At 48.8% G+C, this 18,067-nt stretch carries 14 protein-coding genes; 5 read left to right on the plus strand and 9 right to left on the minus strand.

The features are described from left to right. Window positions 1-120 precede the first annotated feature (120 nt). Together yidC and pyrG are read right to left on the minus strand one after the other, a co-directional pair. A complete protein-coding gene (yidC, locus tag IEV19_RS03430) occupies window positions 121-1,971 on the minus strand; it encodes a membrane protein insertase YidC (RefSeq protein WP_188369298.1) in 1,851 nt (616 codons plus the stop codon). A gap of 98 nt (window positions 1,972-2,069) precedes the next feature. Continuing rightward, window positions 2,070-3,707 carry a CTP synthase gene (pyrG, locus tag IEV19_RS03435; RefSeq protein ID WP_188369299.1) on the minus strand — a complete coding sequence of 546 codons (1,638 nt, stop codon included), beginning with the start codon at window positions 3,705-3,707 and terminating at the stop codon, window positions 2,070-2,072. A gap of 174 nt (window positions 3,708-3,881) precedes the next feature. On the opposite strand from pyrG, the gene IEV19_RS03440 reads away from it, so the two are divergent. Beyond that, on the plus strand, window positions 3,882-4,751 hold the full coding sequence (locus IEV19_RS03440; RefSeq protein ID WP_188369300.1) for a hydroxypyruvate isomerase family protein: 870 nt from the start codon (window positions 3,882-3,884) through the stop codon (window positions 4,749-4,751). Between the two features lie 7 nt (window positions 4,752-4,758). On the opposite strand, the gene IEV19_RS03445 is transcribed toward IEV19_RS03440, so the two are convergent. Genes IEV19_RS03445 through guaA form a run of 4 tightly spaced genes read right to left on the minus strand, consistent with a single transcriptional unit; the run spans window position 4,759 to window position 9,403 of the window. Further along, entirely contained in the window at window positions 4,759-5,298 is a 540-nt protein-coding gene (locus IEV19_RS03445) for a DUF922 domain-containing protein (protein WP_229732465.1), read from the minus strand. After that, window positions 5,286-5,690: an OsmC family protein gene (locus tag IEV19_RS03450; RefSeq protein ID WP_188369301.1), complete on the minus strand. Its 405-nt coding sequence runs from the start codon at window positions 5,688-5,690 to the stop codon at window positions 5,286-5,288. Before IEV19_RS03450 ends, IEV19_RS03445 begins: the two co-directional genes overlap by 13 nt. Beyond that, a complete protein-coding gene (locus IEV19_RS03455) occupies window positions 5,680-7,857 on the minus strand; it encodes a LysM peptidoglycan-binding domain-containing protein (RefSeq protein WP_188369302.1) in 2,178 nt (725 codons plus the stop codon). The genes IEV19_RS03450 and IEV19_RS03455 overlap by 11 nt, the downstream gene beginning before the upstream one ends. Before the next feature lie 13 nt (window positions 7,858-7,870). Then, window positions 7,871-9,403 carry a glutamine-hydrolyzing GMP synthase gene (guaA, locus tag IEV19_RS03460; RefSeq protein ID WP_188369303.1) on the minus strand — a complete coding sequence of 511 codons (1,533 nt, stop codon included), beginning with the start codon at window positions 9,401-9,403 and terminating at the stop codon, window positions 7,871-7,873. Window positions 9,404-9,704: 301 nt separating this feature from the next. On the opposite strand from guaA, the gene IEV19_RS03465 reads away from it, so the two are divergent. After that, window positions 9,705-10,250, plus strand: coding sequence for a pyridoxamine 5'-phosphate oxidase family protein (locus IEV19_RS03465; protein WP_188369304.1), 546 nt, complete (start codon window positions 9,705-9,707; stop codon window positions 10,248-10,250). 7 nt (window positions 10,251-10,257) lie between these two features. Here the strand turns inward: IEV19_RS03465 and IEV19_RS03470 are convergent, their stop codons facing one another. Further along, window positions 10,258-11,631, minus strand: a complete 1,374-nt coding sequence (locus IEV19_RS03470; protein WP_188369305.1) for a pyridoxal phosphate-dependent decarboxylase family protein — start codon at window positions 11,629-11,631, stop codon at window positions 10,258-10,260. A gap of 52 nt (window positions 11,632-11,683) precedes the next feature. Continuing rightward, entirely contained in the window at window positions 11,684-13,288 is a 1,605-nt protein-coding gene (gene bshC, locus IEV19_RS03475) for a bacillithiol biosynthesis cysteine-adding enzyme BshC (protein WP_188369306.1), read from the minus strand. Between the two features lie 215 nt (window positions 13,289-13,503). Between bshC and IEV19_RS03480 the strand changes: the two genes are divergently transcribed. Both IEV19_RS03480 and IEV19_RS03485 read left to right on the plus strand, forming a co-directional pair. Further along, entirely contained in the window at window positions 13,504-15,960 is a 2,457-nt protein-coding gene (locus tag IEV19_RS03480) for a M14 family metallopeptidase (RefSeq protein ID WP_188369307.1), read from the plus strand. Window positions 15,961-15,973: 13 nt separating this feature from the next. Beyond that, window positions 15,974-16,168, plus strand: coding sequence for a DUF4177 domain-containing protein (locus tag IEV19_RS03485; protein ID WP_188369308.1), 195 nt, complete (start codon window positions 15,974-15,976; stop codon window positions 16,166-16,168). A 4-nt stretch (window positions 16,169-16,172) separates the two neighbouring features. Here the strand turns inward: IEV19_RS03485 and IEV19_RS03490 are convergent, their stop codons facing one another. Next, window positions 16,173-17,249 (minus strand): DUF3667 domain-containing protein, encoded by a 1,077-nt coding sequence (locus IEV19_RS03490; protein WP_188369309.1) that lies wholly within the window; start codon window positions 17,247-17,249, stop codon window positions 16,173-16,175. Window positions 17,250-17,378: 129 nt separating this feature from the next. Between IEV19_RS03490 and IEV19_RS03495 the strand changes: the two genes are divergently transcribed. Continuing rightward, complete coding sequence (locus tag IEV19_RS03495; protein WP_188369310.1) at window positions 17,379-18,062, plus strand: DNA alkylation repair protein; 684 nt, start codon at window positions 17,379-17,381, stop codon at window positions 18,060-18,062. The last annotated feature ends 5 nt before the right edge of the window (window positions 18,063-18,067 follow it).

Genomic DNA, 18,067 nt, shown 5'->3' on the forward strand with positions numbered 1-18,067 from the left:
TTATCCTGTATTTTCCTATGACTCTAGGTCCGGAAAAAGGTTTAATCGTATAACCCAAAACGACAGGGCCGGCCATTTAGTATGGCTTTCGCACCTCCCTGGCTTTGATGGTATAGAAAACTACCTGTTCTTTTTCTGCTGCTCGGCCTGTTCCATCATTTCCCTCATCTTCCTCTGGAAGCGATTCTCCTTCTTTGGCTTGGCCTTGTTGAGCTGGATCTGTGCGTGGATCTTGTCCTCGTCTAGGATAAACCGTTTGATGGCCAGCATGATAAAGATGGTAATGAGGTTGGAGACAAAATAGTACAGGCTGAGTCCGCTAGCATAGTTGTTAAAGAAGAACAACATCATCAGGGGCGACAGGTACATGATGAATTTCATGTTCGGCATACCCGGTTGGGTCTGCATATTCTGCCCGGTGGTCATCATCATATAGATAAAGATCGCGATGGATGCGAGGATAGGAAAAAGGCTCACGTGATCCCCGTAAAAGGGTATACTGAAGGGCAATTGTGCGATCGTATCATAGGACGACAGGTCTTCCGCCCAAAGGAACGACTTCTGCCTGAGGGCAAAAGAGGTTGGGAAGAACATAAAGAGGGCGTAGAAGATCGGGAGTTGCAACAGAGCCGGAACACACCCACTCATAGGGCTGACCCCTGCTTTGTTGTAGAGCTTCATGGTCTCCTGTTGCTTCTTCATCGCATTGTCCTTGTACTTCTCGTTGATCTCAGTGATCTCCGGTTTCAAGACCTTCATCTTGGCCTGGGAGAGGTATGATTTATAGGTAACCGGAGACATGAGCAGCCTCACAAGAATAGTCATCACCACAATTGCGAGCCCGTAGGGCAGGAAGGAACTCAGGAACCCGTAGAAAGGGGTAAATATGTGTCGGTTGATCCATCCGAATATACCCCAGCCATAAGGGATAGACTCCACCAGTCCAAGGTCTTTGTATTGCTCCAAAACATCAATATCGGTAGGGCCATAGTACCAGTTCATGGCATAGGATAACTCCCCTCCTTCCAGTTCCAGAGGAGCCACAGTTGTGTACTCCTTGGTGAATCTGACCTCTTTGCTTTCTTCCTCCACGAGGTTTTTTGAGCTCAGTTCTGCTGTTTTAAAGGGCGTATTCGTGGTGAGGATGGAACTGAAGAAGTGCTGTCTGTAGGACAACCATTTGATGTCTTCCTCGGTTTCCTCGTCATCGCTGGATTCGGAGAGCTTACTGATCTTTCCTCCCTCGTGATTATAGGTGAGTCTTGTATACCGGTTCCCGTACTGTACACTCTTATTGTGCCTGATCCCTTTGAGTTTCCAGTTTAAGGTTACAGGCCGACTTCCATTGATGACCCCGTTGAGGCCCTGAGACCTCACAGTAAAGCCCAACAGGTACTCCCCTGGTTTTATCTCATACCTGTATTCGAGGAATTGTTGAGAAGATACCTTGGCTTTCATGGAAAGCACACTGTTATTACCTTCCTTGCTCAAAGATGGTTCAAAAAAGAGGTCTTTCGTATTCAGGACCCGGTTGTCGTTGGTTGTAAAATTGAGGTCGAATAACGCATTACCGTCCTTGATCAGGTAAACAGGAATGGAATCGTAGGTGACAAACTCCTTGAGCCTTGCCTGGGTGATCTGTCCTCCGCGGTTGCTGATCTCAAGGTAGAGGACGTCGTTTTCCAAAACGGTAATCCCCTCCTCTGCCGGGGTAAAACCGAACCCGCCTACGGTGTTCCTGTAATTTGCCAGAGCCGTTGAATCCTGAAGGTCGAGCTCCGGGGTTTCGAGGACAGGGGCAATCACTTCTTGTTCTTCAGATATTTCTGCTTCCTGCTGCTGTTCTATTTTGGCCTTTTGTGCCTCGATCTCTTCCGGTGTAGGCTGGTTCTGGTAAAACCAGAATAAGAGAATCCCGAAGATCAGGACAAAACCGATGATCGAATTAAGGTCTAGTTTTTTCTCTTCCATGAAAATTGTGTAGTGTCTACCTCATTGAGTCGAACCCATCGACCCGTGAACTGTCTTTATGACTTTTGCGAATGCAAATATAGGTCCAATTGAACAGTTTACGCCAAACTGGCATTGGTTTGTTGTTTTTTGTGGAGCTGGACAGCCTTTACAAACCCGACGAACAGGGGATGGGGATTGGCAACCGTACTCCTGTATTCGGGGTGATACTGCACCCCGATGAACCATGGGTGATCCGGCAATTCGATGATCTCCACCAGCTGGGTATCCGAGTTGATCCCAGAGGCGACAAGTCCGGCCTTCTCGAATTGTTCCTTATAGGCATTGTTGAATTCGTATCTGTGTCTGTGCCTTTCTGAAATATGGGTAGCTCCGTGATATACCTTATGAACTAGACTGCCTTCCTTAAGGTCGCAGGCCCAGGCTCCCAGTCGCATCGTTCCCCCTTTGTTGGTGATGTGTTTTTGTTCTTCCATCAGGCTGATGACAGGATAGGGTGTATTTTCGTCCATCTCGGTGGAATTGGCTCCATCCAGCCCGAGTACATTCCGGCCGAACTCGATGACCGCCATCTGCATGCCTAGGCATATACCGAGGAAGGGGATATCGTTTTCACGGGCGTATCGGACGGCCTTGATCTTGCCTTCAATACCTCTTTCCCCAAATCCGGGAGCCACGAGAATTCCATCCAGGCCTTTCATCTTCTGTTCAAAATTGGCGTGTGTGATGTGTTCCGAGTGGATCGACCTCACGTTGACCTTCACTTCGTTGATCGCCCCTGCGTGGATAAAGGATTCCAAAATCGACTTGTAGGAATCCTGGAGTTCCACGTATTTTCCGATAAGCCCCACAGTTACCTCGCTCTTGGGATGCTTGTGCCTGTCCAGGAATTCGTTCCACTGGGTGAGGTCCGGAGGAGTGTCATCAGGCAGGGCCAGTTTCTTAAGGGCTACGGTATCGAGTCCTTCCTCGTGCATCATGACAGGTACGTCATAAATGGTCGAAGCGTCTATAGACTGAATAACAGCTTCTCTCTTCACATTGCAGAAGAGGGCCAGTTTTTCTTTGATCTCATCAGAGAGTTCATGCTCTGTGCGGCAAACGAGGATATCGGCCTGTATCCCGCTCTCCATCAGTGTCTTGACTGAGTGTTGGGTAGGTTTTGTTTTCAATTCTCCTGCAGCCGAAAGAAATGGCACAAGTGTGAGGTGAACCACGATGGCATTGTTATCCCCCAGTTCCCACAGCAACTGGCGAACAGATTCTATGTATGGAAGGGATTCGATGTCGCCCACAGTTCCCCCGATCTCGGTGATCACTATATCGTAATCTCCTGTTTTCCCAAGAATTTGAATGCGTTCCTTTATCTCATTGGTGATATGAGGAATTACCTGTACGGTCTTACCCAGGAATTCACCCCTGCGTTCCTTCTCGATCACACTCTGATAGATCCTTCCTGTGGTCACATTATTGGCCTGGGAGGTCTTTACATTGAGAAATCGCTCATAATGCCCAAGGTCGAGGTCCGTTTCGGCCCCGTCATCGGTAACGTAGCACTCTCCGTGTTCGTAGGGGTTAAGGGTGCCCGGATCCACGTTGATATAAGGGTCCAGTTTCTGAATAGTGGTCTTGTATCCGCGAGCCTGGAGAAGTTTAGCCAGTGAGGCTGCAATGATGCCTTTTCCCAGTGAAGAAGAAACGCCTCCCGTAACGAATACGTATTTTGTAGCTGCCATCTCGCGATCTTTGGTTACGGGATACAAAGATAAGAATTGCAATGGCAAATCCCCGGGAATACCGGGGTAAAACTTTCCTGATTTATAAACAGGGGCGTTTCGCCACTTTTCAGGATTCGGAGCCATCCTTGTAATTTATTCATTACCTTTTCAGGAAATCAAAACCTATTTTGCATGAAGAGGAGATCCTTTATCACATCGGCTGCAACAGCCTCTGCCGGGGTGATGGCGCCCGGCCAGTTATGGGGCAGAGAAGACCGCAAATCCCTGGGACCGGAACTCAAAGGCAACATCAACCACAGTGCCTGCTATTGGTGTTATGACTCTATACCCCTGGAGAACTTCCTGCCTGAGCTAAAAAAACTCGGGGTGGGTGCTATTGATCTTGTTGGTCCGGCCGACTGGCCTTTGCTGAAGAAATACGAGATCCACGCAAGTATGTGCTGGGGTGCAGAACTCAACCTTACCGACGGCTGGTGCGACCCGCAATTCCATCCTCAGCTCATCGCAAGTTACTCCACTATGATCCCAAAAGTGGCCGAGGCAGGGTATACCAACTTGATCTGCTTTAGCGGCAGCAGGCGGGGAATGGAAGATGAGGAAGGACTAAATCATGCAGAAAAAGGCCTGAAGCAGGTCCTGAGCCTGGCAGAACAGCACGGAGTAATCCTTCAGATGGAACTGCTCAATTCCAAGGTGGATCACCAAGATTATATGTGCGACCGTACCCCCTGGGGCGTAGCCTTGTGCGACAGGCTGGGTTCAGACAATTTCAAACTCCTGTATGATATCTACCATATGCAGATCATGGAAGGGGATGTGATCCGAACCCTGGAAACGTACCGGGATTACATCGGCCATTACCACACAGGTGGAAATCCCGGAAGGCACGAGATCGATGAGACGCAGGAACTATTTTACCCTGCTATTATGAGGGCCATAGTAAAAACGGGGTTCAAAGGATATGTAGCCCAGGAATTCATCCCCAGCTGGGAAGACAAGATCGCAGCGCTTGAGCAGGGGGTCAGGATCTGTGACGTATGAGTATGGATCAATCCTGTGTACGCCTGAGGGATTCGGCAATCATGCGGTTCCACTCCCTTTGTTTATCTTCTGCTCTGGAGTAGTTGGTCTCCGCATCATATCGCCTTTGAAATTCCCGCATTTCTTCAATGGTCTCGTTGTAGATCGCCCTCATCTCGGCCTTGACCTCGGAGGAAAATCTGAATCTCCTGATCTTCTCTCTCATCCGGCGGGCAAAAAGTTCAGAGATATCAAAATGCAGCTGTTCATGACTCAGGATATTGGGATTGGCCAACTCGGGCCGGTACCAGGACGATTCCGGGTAAAAGTAAGATGCCACGGTCCAATCGACCTTCATTTCCCTTCCTTCCTCAATAGCTGAAAAACTATAGGCTATGCCGCTGGCTGTGGTGGCAGCCACCTGAGAGTCGGGAGGCGGAGGTGCCTTAAAATCTGACCAGGAAAGTCGATAGTCCGGTTCCCATAAAATACTTGGGTCTTCCTGTCCTGAACAGAGGCAGGAAACGAGACCGCACAGCATCAAAGCCAACATTCTTAATCCCCCCAATGGAATTCAATTTTCTTTTCAATATCCGGATGGATGCTGTAGAGGACCGGGCAGGTCCTGGCGGTATGTTCCAGGATGGTCCTGTTCTTTTGTGAAAAATGTCCGGGCATATACAATTCTACATCAATCCCGACGATTCGTCGAGGATCTGCCGCCATGTGCTTGGTCACTTCGGCATAGGCACCGTCCAGGTCAGACTCCCAACTCCTCGCCTTGATCCCCATGACCGTAAGCATGCAGCTGGCCAGGGCCGTGGCTACAGTATCCGTAGGAGAGAAGGCCTGCCCAAGTCCATTGTTGTCAACAGGGGCATCCGTGATGAATTCATTACCGGACCTCAGGTGTACACAGGTAGTACGCAGGTTTCCTGTATAGGTTACTTTAGAGGTCATTCGAAACCGGGTTGAGTTGTACGACACGCATATTCTCGTATTTCATAATATACGTCGCCAGATTGAAATAGCCTGAGGAGAACATCCGGGTATAATCAAATTTGTTACCCGTGTATTCAGTAAGCCCGATCAGGCTGTTAACACTGAACAGGTCGGGTTTAAAGGCGAGTTTCAGGAGCAGGTCATAGGTAAGGTCGAATCCCCTTACCGCATATTTGTCGGGTTCTCCTCCAAAGCGGTCCCGGTAACGTCTTACAAAAGCGTTGTTGCTTACATCCCTGTCGATGGAAGGATATGTAAAATTGAGGTTGGAGAGATGTGATACCGAGATTACCTCATTCTCAAATGCCTTGTTCTTGTTGGTGGTGAACATCCTGACACGAGTGGTGTCCGAGATGGCCGAATTCAGGATGGAGGTCACACTGGAGACCAGTTTAAAATTATCTGTTTCCACCAGGACCCAATTCTCCTGTTCTATACTGAGCATATTGGTCAGGGCCTCAATGTCTACAGATATATTCTTCTCATTCTCTATGACTTTCAGTGACCTGGCCGCAGGGAAACGCTGTTGCACAACAGAGCGGGTGGTGTCATTCTTGGCATCGCTTATAACGATGATCTGCTCGTCGGTCCGGGTACTTGCCATATAATCCAGCATCTTGTTCCTGAGGATACTGTCTGAAGGAACGGAGAAGAATACATGGGGCGACTCCACGTCGCTTCGTGAACTCAGCGGAGCCACGATGGGAAGGTTGTAAGGCTGCGTCAATCTGACCACTTCCTTGAGGACATCGGCTTGAAGCGGACCTATAGTGGCCTGATAGGAAGACAGGTCCTCACTTGCTAAAAGGGTCCTGACATGGGTAGGACTCAGTTCAGTGTCAAAAGTGCGCACGTTAACGGAAATCCCAAGGTCTGCTAGGGAATCTACAGCCACCAGGGCGCCGCTGTAAAGTCCCAGGCTGTATTTCAAGGCGTTGCTGCGGCTGATGGCCCTCTCGGTAGAGGCAATACTGTCCAGGTTCAGCCGGTTGATCCTGAAGGGCAGCAGCACCATGACCGAAGGTCTGTTTACCCTCCTGATACTGTCGAGGAGGTTGATCTTATCCAGGACCAGGGAATTACGCACCTCCAGAGTACCCGCTTTTTCCCTGGGCAGTTTAAGGATCATACCTGCCTTAAGGCCGCGGTTCAATTCCGGGTTAAGGGCGAGCAGTTCACTGTATCCAATCCCCAGTTTCCGGGTGAGAGAAAATTCTGTTTGCTTGGGCTTGACCTCGTAAAAGATGTAATTCTCTGCATTGACCTCTTCGGTTTTGACCTTTTTAACAGGCAACCTGAGCACCATTCCTTCCTTAAGTCCACCCTGCTCCAGGATGGCAGGGTTGAGTCTGATGATCTCCTCGGAGGTGATCCCGTATTCCCCGCTCAGGCTGTACATGGTTTTTTTGGCCGGTACAGTATAGGATTCATAGATCTGGACTTCCTGTCCTTCGACCGTTGTACCCGGGCGCTTGGGAAGCAGCAGCTCCTGGCCAATGGACAAATGATTTGTCTCTTCTTCCAGGCTGGGGTTCAGGGCCACCATACTGTCTATGGTGATCCCGTATTTGTGGGCGATGCTCCAACGTGTTTCTTTAGGAGATACTATATAGGTTTCAAAATCCTCAGAGTTGTAAAGATCTTCTTCCTCCTCGATCTCTGGAAATTCGGGGATCTGCAATCTCATTCCCTTTTGAAGTGGGGTGCTGTAAAGTTCCTTGTTATAACGTTTGAGGTCGTCCTCTGTGATCTCATACCTCCTGGAGATACCGTAAAGCGTTTCTTTTTTGCGCACCCTGTGAGTCCTGAAGCGAATGGGTTTGCGTTCTTCCTCCTGCACCTTCTTTTCGGAAACATCTGGGGTTTTTTTGGCTAATTCCTCAAAGGGATCCGAGACAGATGCGGCTTCCTGCAAAGGAATGACCAAAATTGTATTGGGTTTCAAAACATCCCCCTGTTTGAGCTCCTTGTTGTACTTCAGGATGTTGTAAGGGGTGACCCGGTAAAGTTTTGAGATGCTGTAAAGCGTCTCCCCTTCTTTTACGGCGTGGGTCTTGTATTGCTGCGCCTGTACCTGAAAGGCGAAGAACAGTAAAAAAACCAGGAAATTCAGTGCTTTCATCATCAGTATATACGGTTTATTCCCACTCTATGGTTGCCGGGGGTTTAGAACTTATGTCATAAACCACCCTGTTGACCCCGGGTACCTTGTTAATGATGTCGTTAGACATTTTCTGGAGGAACTCATAAGGCAAATTTACCCAATCTGCCGTCATACCGTCCGTACTTTCCACTGCCCTTAGGGCCACGCATTTTTCATACGTGCGTTCATCCCCCATCACTCCCACACTGTGAACCGGCAAGAGCATAGCTCCGGCCTGCCACACATCGTCATACAGCCCCCATTCCCTCAATCCATTGATAAAAATGGCATCGACTTCCTGGAGGATGGTTACTTTTTCTCTTGTCACGTCCCCCAATATCCGAATGGCCAGGCCAGGACCGGGGAATGGGTGTCTTCCCAAACGCTCGTCTGCAATCCCCAGGGTCGCACCTACCCTTCTCACCTCATCCTTAAAGAGCATTTTAAGGGGTTCTACCACTTTTAATTTCATATAGTCGGGGAGCCCGCCCACGTTGTGATGGCTCTTGATGGTAGCCGAAGGCCCTCCGGAAGCAGAAACCGATTCGATCCTGTCCGGGTAGATCGTTCCCTGTCCGAGCCATTTGGCATCTTCCACCTTATGAGCCTCATCGTCGAAGACATCGATAAAGATACCCCCGATGATCTTCCGCTTCTTTTCGGGATCCTCTTCTCCTGCAAGAGCATCCAAAAAGCGTGCCGAAGCGTCCACCCCTTTCACATTAAGGCCCATGTGCTTGTATTGTTCCAGCACTTCTTCAAATTCATTTTTCCTCAGTAAGCCGTTGTTGACGAAGATACAATGCAGGTGATTTCCGATGGCTTTGTGCAACAGGACGGCCGCAACGGTGGAATCGACTCCCCCGGAAAGCCCCAGGATCACTTTGTCATCTCCTATTTCTCTTTTAAGACTGGCTACGGTAGTTTCCACAAAGGCATCCGGTGTCCAGGTTTGCTCCAATCCCGCTATACCTACAAGGAAATTTTCCAACAGCTGCTTTCCGTCAGTGGTGTGATAGACTTCGGGGTGAAACTGGATTGCATATATCTTCTCATCTGCGATCTTGTAAGCTGCGTTTTCCACATCTTCTGTACTCGCGAGCAATTCTGCCCCTTCAGGTAATTTCTGAATCGTATCGGAATGGCTCATCCAAACCTGGGACCCTGCAGAGATATTTCTGAAAAAAGGCTCACCTTCCTTGATGGTGGCCAGCCTGGCCCTTCCGTATTCCCTGGTCTTGGACGGGGCCACATTACCCCCGTGAAAATGTGCGATATACTGAGCTCCGTAACACACGCCCAGAAGGGGGATCTTTCCCTTGATCCCGTCGAGATTGGGATGAAGCGCTTCTTCGGACCGCACTGAAAAAGGCGAGCCTGAGAGGATAACCGCCTTGTATTCGAGCAGGTCATCCGGAAGATGATTATAAGGCTTTATTTCGCAGAAAATATTTAATTCCCTGACCCTGCGTGCGATGAGCTGGGTGTACTGAGATCCGAAATCGAGGATGAGAACGTTGTTTTGCATGGCCAAAAATAGCAATTTGAGGTATTTTCGACCTAAGTTTTTTTGTTATTTATCCCCCACTTATCAACGCGGAAATTCCATATGTCAATCCCTGGGCATCATTTCGTGTAAAAGGATCAAAAAAAAAGCCCTGACCCCTACGGTCAAGGCTTTTCAAATCAAAAACCAACCTAAACACATGAATTTTTATGACACTTTGCTAATTCTCTTTTTCAAAGCAATTTCTTATAGAACAACTCATCTTTAAAAAACCCTACCCCGAACATTAAAATTTTTATATTTAAGCATAAATTATCAGGGAATGACACATACGTACCTAGAGGAAGTCAAGGCGGAACTGCAAAAGGGAGCCACCCAAAAAGACCATCCTTTTCGATATTTCACACTTGCCACGGTAGGCCTCGATCAGGTCCCCAGGCTGAGGACCGTAGTTTTGAGAAAAGTAGCCGATGACCTGAGACTGACCATTTACACGGACAGGCGTTCCAAAAAAATGATACATCTGAAGGAAAATAAGAAGGTAGGTCTTCTCTTCTACAACCCGGACACCCTTACCCAGATCAGAATTGAAGGTCCTGCTCTAATCGTTAAGGATGAGGAGGCTAAGAAAAAATACTGGAGCGAGATAGACAAGAATGCGCGGAAGGACTATACCACGACCTCTGCACCGGGCACGAGCCTGGCCAGTCCTGAAAAGCTGGATTACCTGGAAGATGAGGATCATTTTTGCATCCTGGAGATCGTTCCTTTTAAGATCGAATATCTCCGGCTGAAAAGGCCCAATCATATCCGGGTGCGCTATTCCTGGGAGGACGGCCGATGGGAAGGGGAATTTATTGTTCCCTGAAAAGAGCTCAGTCTTTTAATGTATCCAAGATCAGTTTGATATCCTCCACGGTGGTATCCGGGTTGATAAAGCAAAAGCGCAGGACCGTTTCATATCCCTTTTCTGTTTTCCACTGCGTAGGGGTCACCAGAGCAATGCCTTCCTTGTGGTTTCTGTAGGTCCACTCCCGATACCTCCCGGGATCCCATCCATCCCTCCTAAATAAGACGCATGAGAGGCTGGGTGGCCGCACCAGAGAAAGATCAGACCTTTGTTCGATAAGTTCTCCTGCGATGTTGGCGAGGGAAATCCCCCTCTCAACGGCCCATTTGTATTTATCTGTGCCGTGGGTCGCCAGGGAGAACCACAAAGGCATACCCCTTAGCCTTCGGGTTAACTGGATCTGATAATCGGCGGGATTAAAGCCACTGGCGCCTTCATCATTAAAGATATCGAGGTAGGATCCTTCCTGTTTATGTGCTTCAAGCGCCAGGGACGGATCCCGGTAGAGCACTGCCCCACAGTCATAGGGGGAGAATAGCCATTTATGCGGATCAATGGTAATACTGTCCGCTTTTTCTATCCCGTTAAAAAGGTGCCTTACAGAATCCGCTGCGAGGGCACCCCCACCATAGGCCGCATCCACGTGGTACCACAATTCTTCTTCTTTGCAAACCTCCGCAATCCCCTCAAGATCGTCAATTATACCGGCATTGGTGGTACCACCCGTGGCTACCACGGCGAAGAGACATTGTCTTTTTTCCTCCGGCAGAGTTCTTATCTCCTGGCGGAGCAAATCGGCGGTAAGCCTGTCTTCGGTCTCCACCAGATGTACATCAGCATCTATGACCTTGGCCATAGCCTTGATAGAGGAGTGCGCCCCTACCGAGGTCATGATCAACCCCTTCCTGTTCACGTGCGCATCAGGCTTCCTCCAGTATTCCCTGGCGGTTACCATGGCCGACAGGTTGGCGGCAGTACCCCCGCTCGTAAAGACCCCAAAGGCGCCTTCAGGCATTCCCGTTAAGGATATCAGCCATTTCATGGCCTGGTTCTCGCAAAAAATACCCCCTGCCCCTTCCATCCAATAGGCGCCGTGAACGCTGGAAGCTGAAGTGACCAGGTCGAACATCACCGCCGCCCTTGTCGGTGCTGCGGGTACAAAGGCCAGGTGCCTCGGGTGGTCTATTGGGACAGTCGACTTCACCAGAACGTCCCTGAACAGCTGGAATGCCCTTTCCCCTCCGATCCCTTTGGGCGTAATGGTCTCGCCGACCATAGCAAATAGTTCTTCTTCCTTTTTAATGTCCCCCAGGGATGGGGTCACGTTAGTGATCCTGTTGATGGCGTATTTCATGACATCCAGGGTCATCTCCACCAGATCGATGTCGATATTGTGCATACGATGTATTTAGGTTGAAAATATACGGGTTCTGACCGAAATGCAAACCCTTCTAAGGCGTTTGCAGCACATAAAATTCTGAAGAGAACGGATCCATGGAATCCATGAGGAACGGGATCAGACCTTTGCCCATCTCTAAATAAAGCTCAGAAAAGTTGACAACCCTTTCCTGTAGGGAGCCATTTGGGAACAACTCGTTCTGGATCTCGGTCATTCGTTCTACCTGATCTACCAGCTTGCGTTTTTGGGCCTTTAGCAGCCGCTTCTCCAGCTTATCCAGCCCTTTGATTTGCTTGACCTCCTGTGCCTTTACGGCTCCGAGGAACGATTTATCCGTTTTTTCCGCCAGGGAATACAAGGCTTCGAATTGCTTCTTTAGATGTTCCCGCTGGGGACTGAAGTCGATATCTATGTTGGAGATCTCTCGTATCTTCTTGTTGATCAACCGGTTTTGGTCCAGGAAAAGATCCCTAACGTGAAGACTCATTTTCCGGATCTTTTTCTCCTGTTTTCCGGTGAGCAGAAGGGCAGAATTCCTGAGTAACAAAGCCGGGAATGGCACATTGGCTGCATCGAAGTGGGACTTCAGCTCCAGCCAGTAGGCCAATTCGCCTCCCCCTCCTATATAACAGAGATTCGGCAAAACCACCTCCTGATACAGTGGCCTGGTGATCACGTTGGGGGAAAAGCGTTCGGGATGAGCTTCTAATTCTGCTTCGATCTCTTCCCTGCTAAACACCAGCTCCGTATTGTTGACATAATATTTCCCTTCTTTCTCAATCAGGCGTTCGCGCAGATCATCCAGGATATAAAAATAGTTGATCTCCCGGGGGTTCACCTGAATGCTGCAGGAAGGGGAAGCTTTTGTCAGGGACTCAATGGTCTCGCTGACCTGTCGGTAGGAAGTATGCTCGTAAAGGTCTTGTTTTATATATGGTAAAAAGCTTCGTTTCAGGGAAGGGTCATCCCCGTCAACTATGACGAGGCCGTAATGCCCGAAAAGCTCATTGACCAGGCAGCGGGTGGCCCGGGTCAGGTTTTCATGTCCCAGATAGGCTTTTGAGAATAACTCGCTGAGTTCTGCGGCGTATTTGCCCTGTCCCATTTCCATGGAAAACAATTCCAGCACTGCTTCCAGCCCTTCTGTTGAAAGTCGTCCCACAGGTCCGGCCGACTCCCTGTTCCACTGCAGCTTTTTTCCCTTGAAATTGAAGTAGTTGATCTCGTCAAAATCGTGGTCCTCCGTCGCCATCCAGTATACCGGTACAAAATGGTTCTCGGGATATTTCTTCCCGAGTTCTTCGGTGAGTTTGATCGTACTGATGATCTTGTACAAAAAATAAAGAGGGCCTGTAAAGATATTGAGCTGGTGGCCTGTGACTACCGTAAAGGTATTTTCCTTCGCAAGGAATTCGATATTCGCACGAACTTCCGAAGGAGGGTCCAGGTGATCGTACTGCCGATTGAGTGCCTCCAGCAGCACTTTTCGCTGTTCCGGTAAGAAAGAGGCCTTTTTTTCTTTGATCTGAGCCCCAAATGATACAATGGAAGGATAACGGTGATAAAACTCCTTCAGAACAGGAGCCTGATCCAGATAATCACAAATGATTTCTGAAAAGTAGCCTGTCTCTCTGAACGGAATTCCTGCTGGCTGCATATGGGATCGTTATCGCCCCCAAAGATAAGGTTCTGGCTTTAGCGGATTCCTAAAAATACGTTAAGTTGAAGAATTTTGAGAAGGGTGATAAGAGGAATATCTTGTCGATCAGCGAGATTATCCACCCACTGCTGCACGTCGAAGAAGGTCATTGAAATCGTTATTATTTATGGATTTTATCCTTAGATTTGGAACCTTTACCTCAGAGAAATAATATGAAAAATATCCTTCCTTTCTTTCTGCTGCTTACCTCTTTTCAGGTAGTGGCCCAAAGCATTCAGTCCCCATCCGAATTTTTGGGGTATGAACTCGGCACTGAGTTCACCCGGCACCACCAGGTAGTGGATTATTACCGTTATCTGGCTACTGCTGCTCCGGACCGGGTAAAGCTTCAGGAATATGGTAAAACCAACGAGAGGAGGCCGCTCTTGCTGGCCTATGTGAGTTCTGCGGACAATATGCGCAACCTGGAATCAATCAGGGAGGCACATCTGGAAAGTACCTCGGGAAGGGGGAATGCCAGTAAGGCTATCGTCTGGTTAAGTTACAATGTACACGGAAATGAGAGCGTGAGTACCGAGGCGTCCATGCAGACCATCTATACCCTGCTGACGGAAAAAAGCGACTATCTCGAGAATACAGTGGTGATCATAGACCCCTGCATCAACCCGGACGGGCGCGACCGCTATGTAAATTGGTACAATTCCTTTAAAAATACGCCCCACCAGGTAGATCCTGACAGCAAGGAACACCACGAAGGCTGGTTGAGCGGAAGGGCCAACCACTATATGTTCGACCTCAACAGGGACTGGGCATGGCTGACCCAGGTAGAGAGCCGACAGAGAATAAAGATGTACAACCAGTGGATGCCTCATATTCATGTGGACTTCCACGAACAGGGGGTGGATAATCCTTATTTCTTTGCTCCCTCGGCTGAACCCTTTCACGAAGTGATTACCCCCTTCCAGCGTTCTTTCCAGGAGACACTGGGCAGAAACCACGCCAGATATTTTGATGCGAACGGATGGTTCTATTTTACCAAGGAACGGTTCGACCTGTTTTATCCCAGTTACGGGGATACCTATCCCACTTACAACGGTGCCATCGGTATGACCTATGAGCAGGGTGGCAGTGGTCGTGCAGGTCTAGGCGTCATCACCAGCATAGGTGATACGCTGACTTTGAAAGACCGCATCGACCACCACTTCACCACCGGGATTTCAACGGTAGAGGTAGCTGCTCAAAACCACACGACCCTCAATGAGGAGTTCCGGAAATTCTATCAAAACAAGAATTACACCTACAAAAGTTACGTCCTCAACGGAGATATCGACCATCAAAGGGCCCTTACCCAACTCCTGGATCAGCACGGGATCCGGTATGGCTGGGGTTCAGCAGGACAGGCCAAAGGATTTGTATACACTACCGGAAGGAATGGGACGGTGCAAACCGGATCGGAAAGCCTGATCGTCTCCACGGATCAGACCAAAGGAACGCTGGTAAAAGTGTTGTTTGAGCCCGATGCCCGCCTGAGCGATTCCCTTACCTATGACATTACGGCCTGGTCCCTTCCCTACGCCTACGGCCTCGATGCCCTGGCATCTACAACGCCGGTCAGATCATCCGCTGAATCAAAATCAATCTCCTTCCCCACTCCGCCTAGGAATTCCTACGCTTATGTAACTGATTGGAACAGTATGGAGGATGCCCGCTTTCTGGCTGATCTACTAAAAGCCGGGATCAGGGTAAGGACCGCCCATCTGCCTTTTTCACTCAACGGTAAGTCGTTCGGAAGGGGAAGCCTGATCATCACCAGGGCAGATAATTCCGAACCCGGGAAAACAGACCGTCTCTTCGGCATATTTGGGAAGTATGCCCATAAAGAAATCACGGCGGTTTCTACCGGTTATGTCGATAAGGGGAAAGATTTCGGGTCCAGTGATGTGAAAATGATCCCTTTTGCCAAGGTTGGTGTACTCTCAGGGGAACCTACGTCCTCCCTACGATTTGGGGAGATCTGGCACTTTTTTGAACAACAACTCCATTACCCGCTGACTGTGCTGGAAGCAGACTATTTCGGGAGGATAGACCTTTCTGATTACGACGTCCTGATCCTGCCCGATGGATGGGGTTACCGCTCATTCCTCAATGAATCGAACCTGGGTAAGATCAGGGATTGGGTAAGAGGCGGAGGCCGGCTCATCGCCATGGGGAATGCCATCGAATCCCTCGAAGGAAAAGAAGGTTTTGGGATTAAATCGCTTAAGTCGGATAATGGTGAAAACCGAGAGCAGGAAGACCCGGGCTTGTATGAAGAAGCCCGGAGGGAGCGCATGAAAGACCAGATCACAGGGGCTATTTTCAGGACCAAGGTAGACCCCACTCATCCGTTGTCCTTTGGTTACGGCGACACCTATTTCAGTTTGAAACTCGGTAATGACAGTTACGAGTATCTGAACCGGGGAACGGTGGCCTACATAGAGGGTACGGCCAGGCCCGTAGCCGGTTTTGCAGGAAGCGAGGCTCAGAAAAAAATCTCGAATTCCCTGGTTTTCGGCGTGGAGAATTCAGGACGTGGACAGGTGGTCTACATGGTAGACAATCCTCTCTTCAGGGGATTCTGGGAAAATGGCAAGCTCTTTTTTGCCAATGCCCTTTTTATGTTGGATTAACTGATTGCTAAAGATGACACATTACAAGGTTGAAACCCTGATCTATTACACCAAACCATTTGCCAACCGCAACCATATCATGGATGCCTCCAAAAAAGGGATACAGGAACTGCTGGACAAGTACGCGGCCGACCGCTGGAGGTTGGTGTCCACGGATGCTACCCAGTTTGGCTCGGCCATGTATATCTATCTCTACTTCGAAAAGTAGGCCATCAGTAGAGCATAAAAGCCATGAATACGATTCCTACAAAGGCCATAGGCAGGATAAAAAGCATGTAGATAAAGGAGATGACATTGGCTTTGAGAAAAGCACCTATCCAGCTGCTGCGATAAAAATTTCTCAGGGCCACCATGAGATATACGAGATAGGACAGGGTGATGATTACCTCTAGCCATACAGGCACGTCAATGATCTTATTAGCAAGAATTATGATACTAAAAGCCGTGAATAAAAAGGTAAAAAAGTAGAAGCTGAACACCATATGGTGGGCAAAATTCCCCCGCCTCCAGTAAAATATTTTGAGTAAGAGGGCAAAGATCGGCATCAGCAGAAACATGGCAATAGGGATGGTATCGTAAAACGTCTGCAGTATACCCCCGCCTCTTTGCACATAGAGTTTATACATCTGCTCGTAGAATCGACGGTTTAGGCCGGAGGCTTCCTCTTCCATCCCCATGGCCACTAATTTTTCATGCATAGGAGCATCTGCTGCGATCAGGGAATCCAGTACTTTTTGATCAAAATCAAAGGTCATGCCCCGGTTCAGGCTGGAAGGGTTTTCGGCCGTTTCTGTCATGACAGAGTCGATATCCGCCATATCCTCATCGGAGATTCCCCATTTATCCTTATTCATTTTTATCATCTCTTTCGTCTTTACCAATTGGAGGGAATCATTGGAACTCAACTTGAGGGAATCCGGGGCAATCTCTACCGAATCCCGGTCCATGCCCTTTTTTAAGGCCTCAGTCATTTCAGAATCGGCTTTACGGATACTGAAAGAAAACAGAAAAAAGAAAACAACCGAAATAAAGAGATAGAATTGAGCGGGATGGAGATACTTTAACCTTTTCCCGTCTACGAAACGCCTCGCCAGGACCCCGGGTTTAAAGATCAGTGGAAAAAAGCTCCTGAAGAAGCGGGCATCCACTGAAAAGTAGTCACTGATGGTTTTACTGAACAGGACGCCGAAGGTGAGATTGTCTGTCACCTCCTGCCCGCATTTGGGACAGTAATCATATGACGGATCAAGGGGTTGGTCACAGTTCTTGCAGCGGTTGGTCTGGGTCATTGGTTATTTTTATATAAATGTAGAAAAATTCAGTGTAAGGTAACAGGGCAGCGGAGATAGTTAAAATGGCTACTGTTCTCCTTCTCCTTTGTATCTTGGAAGCAACTTACTACACTGTCCATAGGACGAATGAGATCGGAAAACGTTACCACATTCTTAGAAACCCTGGATCGGCTTTGTGCTGAGAAAGCCAATGCCGAGATCGCAGCAGGCCAAAAAGCCTATATGCGTAACCAGTTTGCTTTCTATGGCGTCAAGACCCCGGAGAGAAAAGAAATCCAGAAGGTGATATTCCAAAAAGAACTGCTGCCTTCAAAGGTTGATCTTCCCACCCTGATCAGGGTGTTGTGGGAGAAAACGGAAAGGGAAAACCAGTACATCGGACAGGAACTGGCCAGGAAATTCATCAGAAAAGCAGAAGCAGAAGACTGGGAACTTTACGAATACATGATCACCCATAAATCCTGGTGGGATACGGTCGACTTCATCGCGTCGAACCTGGTGGGACCCTACTTCATGGCGTACCCTGGGAACAGGGATGGGGTTACCGAAAAGTGGATGACTTCCGGGAATATTTGGTTGCAGCGGACTGTCCTCTTGTTCCAATTAAAGTACAAAGAAGATACCGATACGGAATTCCTGAGCAAGACTATTACCCGCCTCCTGGGTTCTCGTGAGTTCTTTATCAACAAGGCCATAGGCTGGATCCTCAGGGAATACAGCAAAACCAATCCCTCATGGGTAAAAGAGTTTGCTGCACGTACACCTCTGGAGCCTTTAAGCGCAAAGGAAGGCCTCAGACTTTTAAAGTAAGACTG

The sequence above is a fragment of the Muriicola marianensis genome (assembly GCF_014638095.1).
Taxonomy (GTDB): domain Bacteria; phylum Bacteroidota; class Bacteroidia; order Flavobacteriales; family Flavobacteriaceae; genus Muriicola; species Muriicola marianensis.